Below are 16210 nucleotides of genomic sequence, written 5' to 3'. Positions count from 1 at the left end.
CGGGCGCCGTTTGCGGGAAGAGGGTATCCTCTCTTGCCTGCAGGCGGCGCCTGCAAAGCAGCACCGTGCCGCAAGGCACACGTAAAGTGGTAAACCAAATGACAGAATCAATTTTGTCCTCGCATCAGGCCGACCCGGCCAACCGCGCCCGCCTGCGCTGGCGTTCACGCCGTGGCCTGCTGGAAAACGACATTATCCTGACCCGTTTTCTCGATGCGTATGAAACCGAATTGACCGATGAAGAAGTTGACGCGCTGACGCGTTTGCTGGATTTATCGGACAATGCGTTAATGGATCTGGTACTGGCCCGTAAAGAGCCGGAAGGCGAAGTCGATCTGCCGCATGTGCGCGCACTGCTGCAACGACTGCGCATTGCCTAGACGCCTGGGCGATATATTGCAAACGGTGCGAGTGGCGCGCTGTAGCACTGCCGAATTGCGGTGCGAATTGCAGCCAGAATTTTTGATTTTAATTTCGACTCACTCCCGAGAAGGAAGAGCCCATGAATATCTCTGACACAAAAGCTACCCTGTCGTTCTCCGATGGCAGCCCATCGCTTGAATTTCCAATCTACAAAGGCACGGTTGGCCCGGACGTCATCGACATCCGCAAACTGTACGCCGGTAGCGGCAAGTTCACCTACGACCCAGGCTTTATGTCGACGGCCGCCTGCAACTCGTCGATCACCTACATCGACGGCGACAAGGGCGAGCTGCTGTACCGCGGTTACCCGATCGAACAGTTGGCCGTCAACGCCGACTTCATGGAATCGTGCTACCTGCTGCTGAACGGCGAATTGCCGAACGCGGCGCAAAAAGCCAAGTTCGTCGACACCGTCACCAAGCACACGATGGTGCACGAACAGATGCAATTCTTCTTCCGTGGCTTCCGCCGCGACGCGCATCCGATGTCGGTCCTGGTGGGCACCGTCGGCGCGCTGGCATCGTTCTACCATGACTCGCTGGACATCAACGACCCGCGTCACCGCGAAGTGTCGGCCATCCGCCTGATCGCCAAGATGCCAACCCTGGTCGCCATGACCTACAAGTACTCGGTCGGCCAGCCGTTCGTGTACCCACGCAACGACCTGTCGTACAGCGCCAACTTCATGCACATGATGTTCGCCAACCCGTGCGAAGAGTACAAGGTCAACGACGTGCTGGTGCGCGCCCTGGACCGCATCCTGATCCTGCACGCGGACCACGAGCAAAACGCATCGACATCGACCGTCCGTCTGGCCGGTTCGTCGGGCGCCAACCCGTTCGCCTGTATCGCTGCCGGTATCGCCTGCCTGTGGGGTCCTGCCCACGGCGGCGCCAACGAAGCGGCACTGAACATGCTGAAGGAAATCGGCGCCGTCGAGAACATCCCTGCCTTCATCGAGCAAGTCAAGGACAAGAACTCCGGCGTAAAGCTGATGGGCTTTGGCCACCGCGTGTACAAGAACTTCGATCCACGCGCCAAGCTGATGCGTGAAACCTGCTACGAAGTGCTGCAAGAACTGGGTCTGCAAGACGATCCGCTGTTCAAGCTGGCGATGGAACTGGAAAAGATTGCACTGAACGACGAATACTTCGTGTCGCGCAAACTGTACCCGAACGTCGACTTCTACTCGGGCATCGTGCAATCGGCGCTGGGCATCCCTGTGTCGCTGTTCACCGGTATCTTCGCTATGGCCCGTACGATCGGCTGGATCGCCCAGTGGAACGAAATGATCGCCGACCCAGAGCAAAAAATCGGCCGTCCGCGCCAGCTGTTCGTCGGTTCGACCACGCGCGAAGTACCGCCACTGGACAAGCGTTAATCCAGAGCGGTATCAAGCAAACAAAAAACGGGCTTCGGCCCGTTTTTTTATGTGCGTGTTCGATGCAAGCCAGGGCCGCCGGGCTGTTATGCTCGGATCCTGGTTCAACAGGAAGTACAACGCGATGAATGAAGAAATCTGCGCGCCCAGCGGCGTGGCCCTGGGCGATACGGCATTTGGTTATACCTTGTCGCTGATCGGCGGCAAATACAAGATGCTGATCCTGTATGCGCTGGCGGAAAACACCGTGCTGCGGCATAACGAACTCAAGCGCCATCTCGGCGGCATCGCCTTCAAGACCCTCAGCGTCGTGCTGAAGGAGCTGGAGGCCGATGGGCTGATCGTCCGCAAGGAATATCCGCAAGTGCCGCCCAAGGTGGAATATTCGCTTTCCAGCAAGGGCGCCTCGCTGATTCCCGTGCTGCATACCTTGTGCGCGTGGGGCGAACGGCACCAGCCAGCCTGATCCGGATGCGCATGGCCAAACGTCTTTTCACGGCCTTGCAGCTTACTTTTCTTACTGTATGAGTGGTAAATGTGCGTACTTGTGAAAAGTACTCGCCATGGTTATGCTGTTTTTGCCCCTGCAGGCGCGCGGCCACATGCCGCGTGCCACGGGGCAGGGTATCGGCTTGCCTGCTTTCCTGTGCAGGCGGGCTGGTGCGTCCATCCCATTTTCAGGAAATCAGCATGATGAAAACCCTCGTTATCGTCTTCCATCCCGCCATCGACACGTCGGTCGCCAACAAGCGCTGGCTGCAGGAACTGGCGCAGTATCCGGACCGCTATACCATCCACGACGTGCACCAGGCTTATCCGGATGGAAACATCGACGTGGCGCGCGAGCAGGCGCTGGTGGAGGCGCACGCCAATGTCGTCCTGCAATTCCCCGTCTACTGGTTCAACTGCCCGCCCTTGCTGAAGCGGTGGCTCGACGAGGTGCTGGCATATGGCTGGGCTTACGGCACGGGCGGCGATGCCTTCAGGGGCCGTAAAGTGGCGCTGGCCGTCACGGCCGGCATCCGCGAGGAGGATTTCACGCCGGAAGGCAGGTGGAACGTCACCCTGGCGCAGCTGCTGGCACCGTTCGATGTCACCCTCGCGTATATCGGCGCCGACAACCGCCGCTTCTTTGCCTTCTATGGGGCGGAAGACGGGCCGAAGGAAACGGGCTATGCCGAGCGGCTGGCGCGCAGCGCGCAAGAATACGAGCGCTTCCTGGGGGCGTTGTAGGGCAGGCCTGCGTCGTGTCAGTTGAAGGCCGCTTCCAGGTGGCGCAGGGCGACGTGCCGGCCTTCCAGTTGCAGGCTGTCGCCCTCATAGGGCTGGGGCATGACGATGCGGTGCGGGGCATTGTGCTTGAGGATGCCGCCCCAGTGGGCGACCCTGGCGCCGGCCTGGCGGCGGATCGCCTCGACCGTGGCGCCGCTGGCGAGGATGCGCGCTTGCGGAAAGGCTTGCTGCAGCACGCCCAGGCCGAAATAGGCTTGCGGTTCGGCCGCGCTGATATAGATGGTTGTCAGGCGCTTGCCGCTGGCGGCGATGGTGTGCGCTAACTGCGCCGCATCGCCGCGCAGGAACTGGGTGTTGACGAGGATGGCGTCCGCCATGCCGCTCAGGAGCAGCGAAGTGGACGGTGCGCGGCCCAGCACATCCAGGCGGAAGGTCTCCAGCGTGCGGGAGGGGCGGGCGGCGCGTGCAAACATATTATTCTTTCTGCATTGGATGCTCTTGTCGCATATTATCCTTTCGACCAGGCGTGAGAAATAGGGTAGATTGCAATACTTAGTTGCATGGATCGGACGAATCAAGGGAGTACCGCATGGACCGCATCACCGCCGCACAAGTATTCGTCGCCATCGCCGAGCGTGGCAGCATGGTGGCCGCCAGCGAAGCGCTCGACATGTCGCGCGCCATGGTGACGCGCTACCTGGCCGAAATGGAGCAATGGGCGGGGGCGCGGCTGTTGCATCGCACCACGCGCCGGCTGAGCCTGACGGATGCGGGCGATGCCACCCTGGCGCGCTGCAGGCAGATGCTGGAAGTGGCTGGCGCCATGGCCGTCACTTCGCCCGAGGGCCTCGATACGCCGCACGGCTTGTTGCGCATCACCTGTTCGCAATCCCTGACGCAGACGGCGCTGGCTGGCGCAGTAACCGCTTACCTGCGGCGCTATCCGCGCGCCGCCGTCGACCTGCAGATGGAGAACCGCGCCGTCAACCTGGTGGAGCAGCGCATCGACCTGGCGATCCGCATCACCAACGCGCTCGAGCCGAACCTGATCGCGCGCCAGCTGGCCAGCTGCGCCTCGGTGGTGTGCGCCGCACCATCGTACCTGGCGGTGCACGGCACGCCGCGCCGGGCGCAAGACCTGGCCCTGCACAACTGCCTGACGTACACGTATTTCGGCAAGAGCCTGTGGCAGTTTACGCATGACGGGGAAGCGCTCACTGTCCCTGTCAGCGGCCGCCTGTCGGCGAATGAATCGCTGGTCCTGCTGGTGGCCACGGTGGCGGGGGCGGGCATCGCCATGCAGCCGCGCTTTTCGGCCACGCCGCTGATCGCCAGCGGGCAGCTGGTGGAGCTCTTGCCCGCGTACCAGCCGCAGGACATGGGCATCTACGGCGTCTACACCTCGCGCCAGCACATGTCGCCCCTGCTGCGCACCATGCTCGACTTCCTGGTGGAGTGGTTTGCCGGTGATCCCGATTGGTTGGCGGCCATCGCGGCGGCGCCGTTGCCGGGCAGACCAGATGGACGCAAGCGGCACACCGGCAGGGCCGCCGATGTGTTGTAAGCATAACAGTGACAGGCTTGCAAGCCCGGGAAAATCAACAACACAGCTTACATTTGCTTGCCAAATAAAATTCAACTAGGCGTTGTTGCGTTACAATACCGCGTGCTATTCTAAATGACGGTATGCAGAATGCTGGTGCAATAAAAAAGCCCTTCCCCACAACTTGATGTGCAATCCGCTAACCGGTCAGGCCGTGTCGCGGAAGGTTAGATTAACCCGCTAATTCCTCGCGAAGCGCGAAGAAAGGTGAGCAATATATGCAGCAATTAACGACCAACTCCTACCTGTTCGGTGGGAATGCTCCGTACGTGGAAGACCTGTACGAGGCGTATCTGAACAATCCAGGCTCGGTACCCGATAACTGGCGTTCCTACTTCGACGCAATGCAGCACGTGCCTGCCGTCGATGGCACCAACAAGCCTGACGTGGCGCATGCCTCCGTCGTCGCCTCGTTCGCCGAGCGCGCAAAAGCAGGTCCGATCCGCACAGTGACCGCTTCCTTCGATGCTGAAATGGGCCGCAAGCGCGTCGCCGCCACGCAGCTGATCGCCGCTTACCGCTACCTCGGTTCGCACTGGGCCAACCTGGATCCGCTGCAACGCCAGGAACGTCCGATGATCCCGGAACTGGAACCGAGCTTCTACGGCTTCACCGACGCGGACATGGACACCGTGTTCAACATCAGCAATACCTATTTTGGCCCCGAGACCGCCACCCTGCGCGATCTGCTGAACTATCTGCGCGATACCTACACGCGTTCGATCGGCGCCGAATTCATGTACATCTCCGACCCGGCCGAAAAGCGCTGGCTGCAAGAGAAACTGGAAGCGATCCGCTCCACCCCGAATTTCACCCCAGAGAAAAAAATCCACATCCTCGACCGCCTGACCGCGGCTGAAGGCCTGGAACGCTATCTGCACACCCGTTACGTGGGTCAGAAGCGCTTCTCCCTGGAAGGCGGCGAAACCTTCATCGCCTCGATGGATGAAACCATCCAGCGCGCCGGCGAAAAAGGCGTGCAGGAAATCGTTATCGGCATGGCCCACCGCGGCCGCCTGAACGTGCTGGTGAACACCCTGGGCAAGGCGCCGCAGGAACTGTTCGAAGAATTCGAAGGCAAGCATGGCGACGACCTGCCTGCCGGCGACGTGAAGTACCATCAAGGCTTCTCGTCGGACATCTCCACCGCGGGCGGCCCGGTCCACCTGTCGCTGGCGTTCAACCCGTCGCACCTGGAAATCGTCAACCCTGTGGTCGAAGGTTCCGTCAAGGCCCGCATGGATCGCCGCGGCGACGCGCAGGGCGCGCAAGTGCTGCCTATCCTGGTGCACGGCGATGCCGCTTTCGCCGGCCAGGGCGTGGTCATGGAAACGCTGAATCTGGCGCAAACCCGTGGCTACCACACCGGCGGCACGGTGCATATCGTGATCAACAACCAGATCGGTTTCACCACCTCGGATCCGCGCGATGCCCGCTCGACCCTGTACTGCTCGGACGTCGTCAAGATGATCGAAGCACCGGTCCTGCACATCAACGCCGATGATCCGGAAGCCGTGGTGCTGGCGACGCAGATCGCGCTCGACTACCGCATGGAATTCAAGAAGGACATCGTCCTCGACATCATCTGCTACCGCAAGCTTGGCCACAACGAGCAGGATACGCCGGCACTGACGCAGCCACTGATGTACAAGAAGATCGGCCAGCATCCAGGCACCCGCAAACTGTACGCGGACAAGCTGGTAGCGCAAGGCGTGATCCCTGCCGATGGCGGCGACAAGATGGTGGCCGCATTCCGCGACGCCATGGACGCCGGCAAGCATACCGTCGATCCGGTCATCTCGAACTTCAAGAACAAGTACGCCGTCGACTGGCTGCCGTTCCTGAACAAGAAATGGACCGATTCGGCCGATACCGCCGTGCCGATGACGGAACTGAAACGCCTGGCCACCCGCATCACCACCGTGCCGGAAGACTTCAAGGTCCACTCGCTGGTGGAAAAAGTACTGGGCGACCGTGGCACCATGGGCCGTGGCGAAATGAACCTGGACTGGGGCATGGGCGAACACCTGGCCTACGCATCGCTGGTATCGTCCGGCTATGCCATCCGCCTGACGGGCCAGGATGCCGGCCGCGGCACCTTCGTGCACCGCCACGCCGTCTTGCATGACCAGAACCGCGAGCGTTGGGATGCAGGTACCTACATTCCGCTGCAAAACGTGTCGGACAACCAGGCGCCGTTCACCGTCATCGACTCGGTGCTGTCCGAAGAAGCCGTACTGGCCTTCGAATACGGCTACTCGACCGCTGAACCGAACACGCTGACGATCTGGGAAGCCCAGTTCGGCGACTTCGCCAACGGCGCGCAAGTGGTGATCGACCAATTCATCAGCTCCGGCGAAGTGAAGTGGGGCCGCGCTTCGGGCCTGGTCATGATGCTGCCGCACGGTTACGAAGGCCAGGGTCCTGAGCACTCGTCCGCGCGTCCGGAACGCTTCCTGCAGCTGTGCGCAGATAACAACATGCAAGTGGTGCAGCCGACGACGGCTTCGCAGATCTTCCATTTGCTGCGCCGCCAGATGGTGCGCCAGTTCCGCAAGCCGCTGGTCATCCTGACGCCGAAGTCGCTGTTGCGCAACAAGGATGCCGGTTCGCCGCTGACCGACCTGGCCAAGGGTGGTTTCCAGACTGTCATCGGCGAAGTCGACGACAAAATCGACGCCAAGAAAGTCAAGCGCGTGGTCGCCTGCTCTGGCAAGGTCTACTACGACCTGGTCAACGCACGCAAGACCCGTGGCCAGACCGACACGGCCATCGTGCGCCTGGAACAGCTGTATCCGTTCCCGCACAAATCGTTCGCTGCCGAACTGAAGAAGTTCCCGAACCTGGTCGAAGTCGTCTGGGCGCAGGACGAGCCGCAAAACCAGGGCGCCTGGTTCCAGATCCAGCACAACATCTTCGAAGGCCTGGAATCGGGTCAGCGTCTGGCCTACGCCGGCCGTCCTGCTTCGGCGTCGCCTGCTGTCGGTTACTATGACAAGCACTACGCCCAGCAAAAAGATCTGCTGGAAACGGCATTCTCGAAGCTGAAGGGTTTTATCCTGACCAAGTAAGTGGCAGGATAGCGGGTGCCATGCGCATGCATGGCGCCTGTTCGCATACATCGTGACGGAGCGCCGCCCTTGCTACGCAGGGGCGGCGCCGCAATAACAAAATAAACGGAGTTTTACATGGCACAAATCGAAGTCAAAGTTCCCCAGTTGTCGGAATCGGTTGCAGAAGCGACCCTGCTTGCATGGCACAAGAAAGTCGGCGAACCAGTTGCGCGCGACGAAAACATGATCGATATCGAAACCGATAAAGTGGTGCTGGAACTGCCGGCGCCTGCCGCTGGCGTGATCGTGCAGATCATCAAGGATAACGGCGCCACCGTCGTCGCCGGCGAAGTCATCGCCATCATCGACACCGACGGCTCGGCCAAGGTCAGCCCGATGGAAGTGTCGGCCGTTGCCGCGCCAGCCCTGGCTGCTGCAGCGCAAGACACCGCCAACGCTACGGCGCCAGCCGCTGCAAGCAAAGGCGATGTCGCCATGCCTGCCGCTGCCAAGATCCTGTCCGAAAAAGGCCTGTCCGCTGGCGACGTCGCCGGTTCCGGCAAAGACGGCCGCGTCACCAAGGGCGACGCCCTGGCCGCTTCCGCCAAGCCAGCTGTCGCGCCACTGGCGCCAGCCGCTGCCAAGCCAGCGCTGCAACAAGTTGCCACGCCGTCGGCCGCCAGCCTGGGCGACCGCCCTGAAGAGCGCGTGCCGATGAGCCGCCTGCGCGCACGTATCGCCGAGCGCCTGCTGCAATCGCAATCGACGAACGCCATCCTGACCACGTTCAATGAAGTGAACATGCAGCCGGTCATCGACCTGCGCAACAAGTACAAGGACAAGTTCGAGAAAGAGCACGGCGTCAAGCTGGGCTTCATGTCCTTCTTCGTCAAGGCCGCCGTCGCCGCCCTGAAAAAGTACCCGATCATCAATGCCTCCGTTGACGGCAACGACATCGTCTACCACGGCTACTTCGACATCGGTATCGCTGTCGGTTCGCCACGCGGCCTGGTCGTGCCTATCATCCGCAACGCGGACCAGCTGTCGATCGCCGACATCGAGAAAAAAATCGGTGAATTCGGCGCGAAAGCCAAGGAAGGCAAGCTGACCCTGGACGACCTGACGGGCGGCACGTTCTCGATCTCGAACGGCGGTACCTTCGGCTCCATGCTGTCGACCCCGATCATCAACCCGCCACAATCGGCCATCCTGGGCGTGCATGCGACCAAGGACCGCGCTGTCGTGGAAAACGGCCAGATCGTGGTACGTCCGATGAACTACCTGGCCATGTCCTACGACCACCGCATCATCGACGGCCGCGAAGCCGTCCTGGGCCTGGTGGCGATGAAAGAATCGCTGGAAGATCCTGCACGCCTGCTGCTGGACCTGTAAGCACCGTAGTCCCCCGGCGTCGCCGCCGGGGCAATGTAGCTGATACCCCTTGCCAGAAGACGCAGCTGGCTGATCTCAATGAAAGAGGATTCCCATGAACGTCTCTGAAGAAATCAAGCGTCTGCACGAGTTGCACCTGGCGGGCGCCCTGAGCGACGCGGAATTCGCGCAAGCGAAAGCCAAGTTCCTGAGCAATATCAACCTGGACAAGCCGGACAGCGCGTCCGGCGCCGGCGCCGATGCGGCTGCCGGCCCGGCGAACGACCTGGTGCAGGAATTCAACCGCCTGCGCCGTTCACGCAACGACCGCTGGCTTGGCGGCGTCTGCGGCGGCCTGGGCCGCGCTTCCGGCATGGAAGCGTGGATCTGGCGCCTCGTCTTCGTCCTGTTTACATTGACCTTCGGCTTCGGCGTGGTGATTTACCTTCTATTGTGGATTTTCGTACCAGACGAAGAGATTGGAATAACAAAACATGAGTACTAAACAATTTGACGTAGTTGTCATCGGTGCGGGCCCTGGCGGCTACATCGCCGCCATCCGCGCAGCGCAGCTGGGCTTTTCCGTCGCCTGCGTCGACGAGTGGTCGAACGCCAAGGGCGGCGCCGCTCCTGGCGGTACCTGCACCAACGTCGGCTGCATCCCGTCGAAAGCGCTGCTGCAATCGTCCGAGCATTTCGAACACGCGGGCCACAGCTTCGCCGAGCACGGCATCGATGTCGCCGGCCTGAAGCTGAACCTGGGCCAGATGCTCAAGCGCAAGGACACGGTCGTCAAGCAAAACAACGACGGCATCCTGTACCTGTTCAAGAAGAACAAGATCGCCTTCTTCCACGGCCGCGCCGCTTTCGCTGCCGCCGCCGCTGGCACGTATGAGATCAGCGTGACGGGCGAAGCCAACGAAACCCTGACGGCCAAGCACGTGGTCATCGCCACGGGTTCGAACGCGCGCGAACTGCCGGGCGCACCATTCGACGAGAAACTGATCCTGTCGAACACGGGCGCACTGGCCATCGACGCCGTACCAGCCAAGCTGGGCGTCATCGGCGCCGGCGTGATCGGCCTGGAAATGGGCAGCGTATGGCGCCGCCTGGGTTCCGACGTCACCGTGCTGGAAGGCCTGCCGGTCTTCCTGGGCGCCGTTGACGAGCAGATCGCCAAGGAAGCGTCGAAGCTGTTCACCAAGCAAGGCTTGAAGATCAACCTCGGTTGCAAGATCGGTGCTATCACGCCGGGCAAGAAAGACGTCACCGTGGAATTCGTGGACGCCAAGGGCGAAGCGCAAAAAGCCGTGTTCGACAAGCTGATCATCTCGATCGGCCGCACGCCGAACACGAATGGCCTGGGTGCCGACAAGGTCGGCCTGCAGCTGGACGAGCGCGGCTTCATCGCCGTCGACGGCGACTGCAAGACCAACCTGCCGAACGTATGGGCAGTGGGCGACGTCGTGCGCGGCCCGATGCTGGCGCACAAGGCGGAAGAAGAAGGCGTTGCCGTGGCCGAGCGTATCGCCGGCCAGCATGGTCACACCAACTTCAACACGATTCCCTGGGTGATCTACACCTCGCCGGAAATCGCGTGGGTCGGCAAGACCGAGCAAACCCTGAAGGCCGAAGGCATTGCCTACAAGGCCGGCACCTTCCCGTTCATGGCCAACGGCCGTGCGCGCGCGCTGGGCGACACCTCGGGCATGGTGAAATTCCTGGCCGATGCGACCACCGACGAAATCCTCGGCGTGCACATCGTCGGCCCGATGGCGTCCGAACTGATTTCCGAAGCCGTCGTGGCGATGGAATTCAAGGCCTCGGCCGAAGACATCGCGCGCATCTGCCACGCTCACCCATCCCTGTCGGAAGCGACCAAGGAAGCGGCACTGGCGGTTGACAAGCGCACGTTGAACTTTTAATTGTAGTTAGTCCTACGGGGGCGCTCGCGGATTTTTTCCGCCGGCGCCCTTGTGCGTTAAAGCGAATCCCATGAACGTAGAAGAGTTTTACCAGCACGCGTTGCAGAAGCGTGATTTCAAGGCCGATGCCGCCCAGCGGCGCGCGGTCGACCGCCTGCAGCTGTGCTATGACGAGTGGGTGGCCTACAAGGGCCAGCGCTCGAGCACCTTCAAGCGCCTGCTGAACCGTCCTGCCGTGCCGAAAGGCGTGTATATGTGGGGTGGGGTGGGGCGCGGTAAATCGTTCCTGATGGACAGTTTTTACTCGGTCGTGCCCCTGGTGCGCAAGACGCGATTGCACTTCCACGAATTCATGCGCGGCGTGCACCAGCAGCTCGATGAATTGAAAGGCGTGGCCGACCCGCTCGACGAGGTGGCCAAGCGCATCGCCAAGAAATACCGTTTGATCTGTTTCGATGAATTCCACGTCTCCGACATCGCCGACGCGATGATCCTGTACAACCTGCTGTCGGCCCTGTTCGCCAACGGCGTGTCCTTCATCATGACTTCGAATTACGACCCGGACCTGCTGTATCCGGACGGCCTGCACCGCGACCGCATGCTGCCGACCATCGCGCTGCTCAAGGACAAGCTCGACGTGATGAACGTGGACGCCGGCGTCGATTACCGCGGCCGCGCGCTGGAGCAGGTGGAAAGCTACTACACGCCGCTCGGCGCGGACACGGACAAGGCCCTGCGCGACGCTTACACGCGCATCGCCGAGACGGCCGATGAAGACGCGCGCATCCGCATCGAGAGCCGCGAAATCCATTGCCTGCGCCGCGCCGGCGGCATCATCTGGTTCGATTTCGCCACCCTGTGCGGCGGTCCCCGCTCGCAAAATGATTACCTGGAAATCGCCAGCCGCTTCCATACGGTGATATTGTCCGGCATACCGGCCATGTCGGCGGCGCAGTCGTCCGAAGCGCGCCGCTTTACGTGGCTGATCGACGTGTTTTATGACCAGAAGGTCAAGCTGATCATGTCAGCCGAAGTGCCGCCGGATGAGCTGTACACGAACGGCATGCTGGCCAATGAGTTTCACCGCACCGTTTCGCGTATCATCGAGATGCAATCGCGCGAATACATGGAAAAAGAACAGCGCGGCGCGGCCGACGCGATCGTTTGAGGCAGGGATAAGGAACATGATGGCAAATACACTATACAAGCTGGGCGCGGCGCTGGGCCTTGCCTTGGCGTTGTCCGCCTGCGCGCATCAGGGTAGCGCAGCATTGGATGAGGTCGGCGCGCCGCAGGTGCCCGCCACCTTGTCGGTGGAAGAAGCGGACGCCAAGCTGAAGCAGTCGGCCAGCGAGCGCGAGGCGGCGGAAAATGAGTTTGCCGCGCGCGAACTCGAGTGCTACAACAAGTTTTTCGTGAATAACTGCCTGGACCAGGCCAAGGAAAAGCGCCGCCTGATCCTCGTGCGCCTGCGTGCCGTCGACGCGGAAGCGAATTACTTCAAGCGGGCCGAATCCGTGCGCCTGCGCGATATCGACCTGGCCCGGACGCAGGAAAGTGCGCGCCTGGATGCCGAGCAGCGCGCCGCGGCCGTGCCCAAGCCCGTGAAAGTGGTCGCGCCCGAGCCGGCGCCACCGAAGGCGCAAGGCAAGAGCGTGGCCGAGCGCGAAGCCGAGCACGCGGCGAAGATGGCGAAACAGGCTGCCGCCGATGCCGCCGAAGCGCCGCGCCGCGCGGCCCGTGAAGCGCAGTATGCGAAAAAACAGGCGGATGCCGTGGCACGCCAGAAACGCGTGGCGCAACGCCTGGCCGAGCGCCAGGCCGAAGCGCATGCCAAGGCTGCCAAGGCGGCTGCCGCCGCTGCCAGCACGCCGGCCGTGGCTGTGCCTGTGCCGCCTGCCAAATAAGACCTGTCGCGCAGGGGGCATGCCGGAAATGGCGTGCCCTAACGCGCGCGGCAGGTTAAACTACGCACTATGGCTGCCTGTGTACGCTGCGCGCGCCGGTTTCCCATTACTGTTACCAACACTGCCTGGAACGCAACACATGAGCGATGCACAGCAAATAGAGCGGCGCCTGATTGAACTCAACGTGGAACACCGCGATCTCGATGCCGTCATCGAGTTGCTGATACTCGATGGTCACCATGACGAGCTGCAGCTGCGCCGCCTGAAAAAGCGCAAATTGCAATTGAAGGATCACATCACCTTGCTGAAAATGCAGTTGGTGCCCGACGTTCCCGCCTGAGGGGCGCCAGTAGCGTCCAGTCCAGCCTTCACCTAAGTATATTTTGACCGATCACAATTTATTGCCCGCAAGTCCAGATGGCCAGCCTGCCGATCTGCCAGTCAGTCTGCCAGCCGAACCCCAGGCGGCGCCTGGCAAGCATGATGCCGACATCGAGCGCCTGTTTGGCGCCGGCGGCCCGCTCGGTCCGGCGGTGGGCAGCTACAAGCCGCGCCGTTCGCAAACGGAGATGGCGAAAGCCATCGCCAGCGCCATCGACAGCCAGACGACCCTGATCGCCGAGGCCGGCACGGGCACCGGCAAGACCTTTGCCTACCTGGTGCCGGCCCTGATGTGGGGCGGCAAGACCATTGTATCCACCGGTACCAAGAACTTGCAGGATCAATTGTTCCTGCGCGATATACCCACCGTGCGCGCCGCGCTGCAGGCGCCCGTTTCCGTCGCCTTGCTGAAAGGCCGCTCGAACTACGTCTGCCATTACCACCTGGAACGCACCCTGCAAAACGGCCGCATGACGTCGCGCGACGACGTGGGCCATCTGCGCGAAATCTCGCGCTTCATCAAGATGACCAGCTCGGGCGACAAGGCGGAACTGACCAAGGTGCCGGAAAACGCCATGATCTGGAACCTGGTGACGTCCACGCGCGACACCTGCATGGGCGCCGAGTGCCAGTATTACCAGGATTGTTTCGTCATGAAGGCCCGCAAGGAAGCCCAGCAGGCCGACGTGGTGGTGGTCAACCACCATCTGTTCTTTGCCGACGTGGCCCTGAAGGACACGGGCGTGGCGGAATTGCTGCCATCGGCCAACACCATCATCTTCGATGAGGCGCACCAGCTGCCCGATACGGCCACTTTATTCTTTGGCAATACGGTATCGACCTCGCAAATCCTGGAACTGTGCCGCGACGTGCTGGCCGAAGGGTTGGCGCATGCGCGCGGCATCGACTGGGCCAAGACGGTCACGGTGGTGGAAAAGGCGGCGCGCGACCTGCGTTTGACCTTCCCGCAGGATATCGTGCGCCTGTCCCTGCCGCAGATCGCCCCGTCGAGCGACTTTTTCCCCGCGCTCGACACCCTCAAGGATGAGCTCGACGGCATGGTGGCCGTGCTGGAAACCCAGGCGGAACGGGCGGAAACCCTGGAGCAGTGCAGGGTGCGCGGCGTCGAGCTGGCGCAGCAGCTGAGCGGCTGGAAGTTCGATCCGAAGGCCAAGGTAGCGGCCGGCGAAGAAGCCGTGTTCTGGGTGGAAGCGTTTTCCAGTTCCTTGCAGTTGCATAAAACGCCATTGTCGATCGCGCCGATCTTCAACAACCAGCGCGAAGGCACGCCGCGCAGCTGGATTTTCACGTCCGCCACCCTGGCCGTGAAAAACGATTTCAAGCATTTTTCCGAGCAGATGGGTTTGACGGGCGAACCATCGCACACGTGGCCGAGTCCGTTCGACTATGGCCAGCAAGGCTTGCTGTTCGTGCCGCAAAACCTGCCGCAACCGAATTCGCTGGGCTACACGGATGCCGTCATCGATTGCGCCCTGCCCATCATCGAGGCGGCGGGTGGGCGCACCTTCTTCCTGTGCACCACCTTGCGCGCCGTCAAGCGGGCCGCCGAGCGCCTGGCCGACGAATTCAAGCAGCGCGGTCTGAACTTCCCCCTGTTCGTACAGGGAGAAAAGGGCCGCACGGAATTGCTGGACCAGTTCCGCGCGGCCGGCAATGGCGTGCTGATCGGTAGCCAGAGCTTCTGGGAAGGCGTCGACGTGCGCGGCGATGCGCTGTCCCTGGTGATCATCGACAAGCTGCCGTTCGCGCCGCCCGACGATCCCGTGCTGGCCGCGCGCATCGAAGTGATGGAAAAGCAGGGCAAGAATGGATTCATGCACCACTCGCTGCCGGAGGCCATCATCAACCTGAAGCAGGGCGCGGGCCGTTTGATCCGCGACGAGGGCGACCGTGGCGTGCTGATGATCTGCGATCCGCGCCTCATTTCCAAGCCGTACGGCAAGCGCATCTGGCAAAGCCTGCCGCCGTTCAAGCGCACGCGCGACACCGCCGAAGTGGTGGAGTTCTTCCGCAGCCTGCCTGCCAAGGGCGCTTAAGCCCTGCTTGCCGGCGCCGTCCGCGCGCCGGCGTATTTCCCTTTGTTATCAAGCGAGTAGCGTTTTGTGCGCGGCGCCGCCTTGCGCGCCTGGCATGCCAGAAATCGGCGCGATCACGCCAGTTTCTGGCTTTTTTCTGCATGTCCAGGACGCCAGACACATCTTTGTGCCAGCGCAAACAGGCTTGTTGCCGAGCGGTCTACAGTGAGCTCATGCCTTGCAGGATCAAGGCGCGGCGATGGCAGGCCGCACGGGGAACAGGGGGATGCCATGGAGATCCGCTACGGCTGTTTCTTGAGCTACGCGCACGGCCAGTATGCGTTCATGAACAAGTTCAAGAATGACCTCATCGAGGCGCTGGCGTGCTATCTGGAGCCGCACCTGGACCGCGAGGAAGTCCTGTTCATCGACAGCGAGCAGCTGGGTGGCGGCGACGATATCGACCTGCGCGTGGCGCGCGCCATGTGCCAGAGCGTCTGCATGATCGTGCTGTACACGCCCAAATATGAAGCGCACGGCTATACGCGGCGCGAATTTGCCGCCATGCAGCTGATCGAACAGGAGCGGCGCGCCTGGTATGAACTGCCCAGCCACTTGATCATCCCCATCATCATGACGCGCCATCCGGACGGCTTGCCGCCGCAAATCACGGAGTCGGGCCTGTACGTCGATTTTTCCGGCTACACCCTGGCCAGCGGCGACTTGAAATCGAATCCGCAATACCTGCCCGATATCGAACGCATCGTGCAGCGCATCGCCACGCATTACCACTTGCTCAAGCGGTCAACACCGCCCGGCCACGATTGCAGCCGTTTCGTGTTGCCCGATATTCCACCGGAATGGCGCGCCATTCCGCCTCCCCACTTTCCGCGTTAA

15 protein-coding genes are annotated in these 16210 nt (G+C 61.8%); 14 read left to right on the top strand and 1 reads right to left on the bottom strand.

The annotated features are described in order from the left end of the window. Window positions 1–98 precede the first annotated feature (98 nt). From U0004_RS22065 to U0004_RS22050, 4 genes are all read left to right on the top strand, one after another. Window positions 99–380, top strand: coding sequence for an FAD assembly factor SdhE (locus U0004_RS22065; protein ID WP_034752073.1), 282 nt, complete (start codon window positions 99–101; stop codon window positions 378–380). 122 nt (window positions 381–502) lie between these two features. Next, entirely contained in the window at window positions 503–1804 is a 1302-nt protein-coding gene (gene gltA / locus U0004_RS22060) for a citrate synthase (RefSeq protein ID WP_070254088.1), read from the top strand. A gap of 124 nt (window positions 1805–1928) precedes the next feature. After that, window positions 1929–2270, top strand: coding sequence for a winged helix-turn-helix transcriptional regulator (locus U0004_RS22055; protein WP_070254087.1), 342 nt, complete (start codon window positions 1929–1931; stop codon window positions 2268–2270). Window positions 2271–2494: 224 nt separating this feature from the next. Further along, window positions 2495–3037 (top strand): NAD(P)H-dependent oxidoreductase, encoded by a 543-nt coding sequence (locus tag U0004_RS22050; RefSeq protein ID WP_070254086.1) that lies wholly within the window; start codon window positions 2495–2497, stop codon window positions 3035–3037. 17 nt (window positions 3038–3054) lie between these two features. Here U0004_RS22050 and U0004_RS22045 read toward each other — a convergent pair whose 3' ends face one another. Next, window positions 3055–3510, bottom strand: coding sequence for an MBL fold metallo-hydrolase (locus U0004_RS22045; RefSeq protein WP_070254085.1), 456 nt, complete (start codon window positions 3508–3510; stop codon window positions 3055–3057). A 116-nt stretch (window positions 3511–3626) separates the two neighbouring features. Here U0004_RS22045 and U0004_RS22040 point away from each other — a divergent pair, with 116 nt between their 5' ends. The 10 genes from U0004_RS22040 (at window position 3627) to U0004_RS21995 (ending at window position 16210) form a co-directional block, all read left to right on the top strand. Beyond that, window positions 3627–4601 carry a LysR family transcriptional regulator gene (locus U0004_RS22040; RefSeq protein ID WP_070254084.1) on the top strand — a complete coding sequence of 325 codons (975 nt, stop codon included), beginning with the start codon at window positions 3627–3629 and terminating at the stop codon, window positions 4599–4601. A gap of 257 nt (window positions 4602–4858) precedes the next feature. Next, window positions 4859–7711: a 2-oxoglutarate dehydrogenase E1 component gene (locus U0004_RS22035; RefSeq protein WP_034789088.1), complete on the top strand. Its 2853-nt coding sequence runs from the start codon at window positions 4859–4861 to the stop codon at window positions 7709–7711. A gap of 117 nt (window positions 7712–7828) precedes the next feature. Beyond that, entirely contained in the window at window positions 7829–9085 is a 1257-nt protein-coding gene (odhB, locus tag U0004_RS22030; RefSeq protein WP_070254083.1) for a 2-oxoglutarate dehydrogenase complex dihydrolipoyllysine-residue succinyltransferase, read from the top strand. 94 nt (window positions 9086–9179) lie between these two features. After that, window positions 9180–9569: a PspC domain-containing protein gene (locus U0004_RS22025; protein WP_070254082.1), complete on the top strand. Its 390-nt coding sequence runs from the start codon at window positions 9180–9182 to the stop codon at window positions 9567–9569. Beyond that, window positions 9559–10989: a dihydrolipoyl dehydrogenase gene (gene lpdA, locus U0004_RS22020; protein WP_070254080.1), complete on the top strand. Its 1431-nt coding sequence runs from the start codon at window positions 9559–9561 to the stop codon at window positions 10987–10989. Before U0004_RS22025 ends, lpdA begins: the two co-directional genes overlap by 11 nt. Before the next feature lie 70 nt (window positions 10990–11059). Further along, window positions 11060–12157 carry a cell division protein ZapE gene (gene zapE / locus U0004_RS22015; RefSeq protein ID WP_034789077.1) on the top strand — a complete coding sequence of 366 codons (1098 nt, stop codon included), beginning with the start codon at window positions 11060–11062 and terminating at the stop codon, window positions 12155–12157. A gap of 19 nt (window positions 12158–12176) precedes the next feature. Continuing rightward, window positions 12177–12896, top strand: coding sequence for a hypothetical protein (locus tag U0004_RS22010; RefSeq protein WP_231958004.1), 720 nt, complete (start codon window positions 12177–12179; stop codon window positions 12894–12896). Window positions 12897–13035: 139 nt separating this feature from the next. Then, complete coding sequence (locus tag U0004_RS22005; protein ID WP_034752051.1) at window positions 13036–13236, top strand: YdcH family protein; 201 nt, start codon at window positions 13036–13038, stop codon at window positions 13234–13236. Between the two features lie 43 nt (window positions 13237–13279). Beyond that, window positions 13280–15334, top strand: coding sequence for an ATP-dependent DNA helicase (locus tag U0004_RS22000; RefSeq protein ID WP_070254078.1), 2055 nt, complete (start codon window positions 13280–13282; stop codon window positions 15332–15334). A 270-nt stretch (window positions 15335–15604) separates the two neighbouring features. Then, the gene (locus tag U0004_RS21995) at window positions 15605–16210 is read left to right on the top strand and encodes a toll/interleukin-1 receptor domain-containing protein (RefSeq protein ID WP_034752049.1); all 606 of its coding nucleotides are present in this window, start codon (window positions 15605–15607) and stop codon (window positions 16208–16210) included.

The organism is Janthinobacterium lividum, from assembly GCF_034424625.1.
GTDB classification, from domain to species: Bacteria; Pseudomonadota; Gammaproteobacteria; order Burkholderiales; family Burkholderiaceae_D; genus Janthinobacterium; species Janthinobacterium lividum.
This window is presented reverse-complemented; position numbering and strand designations above follow the sequence as displayed.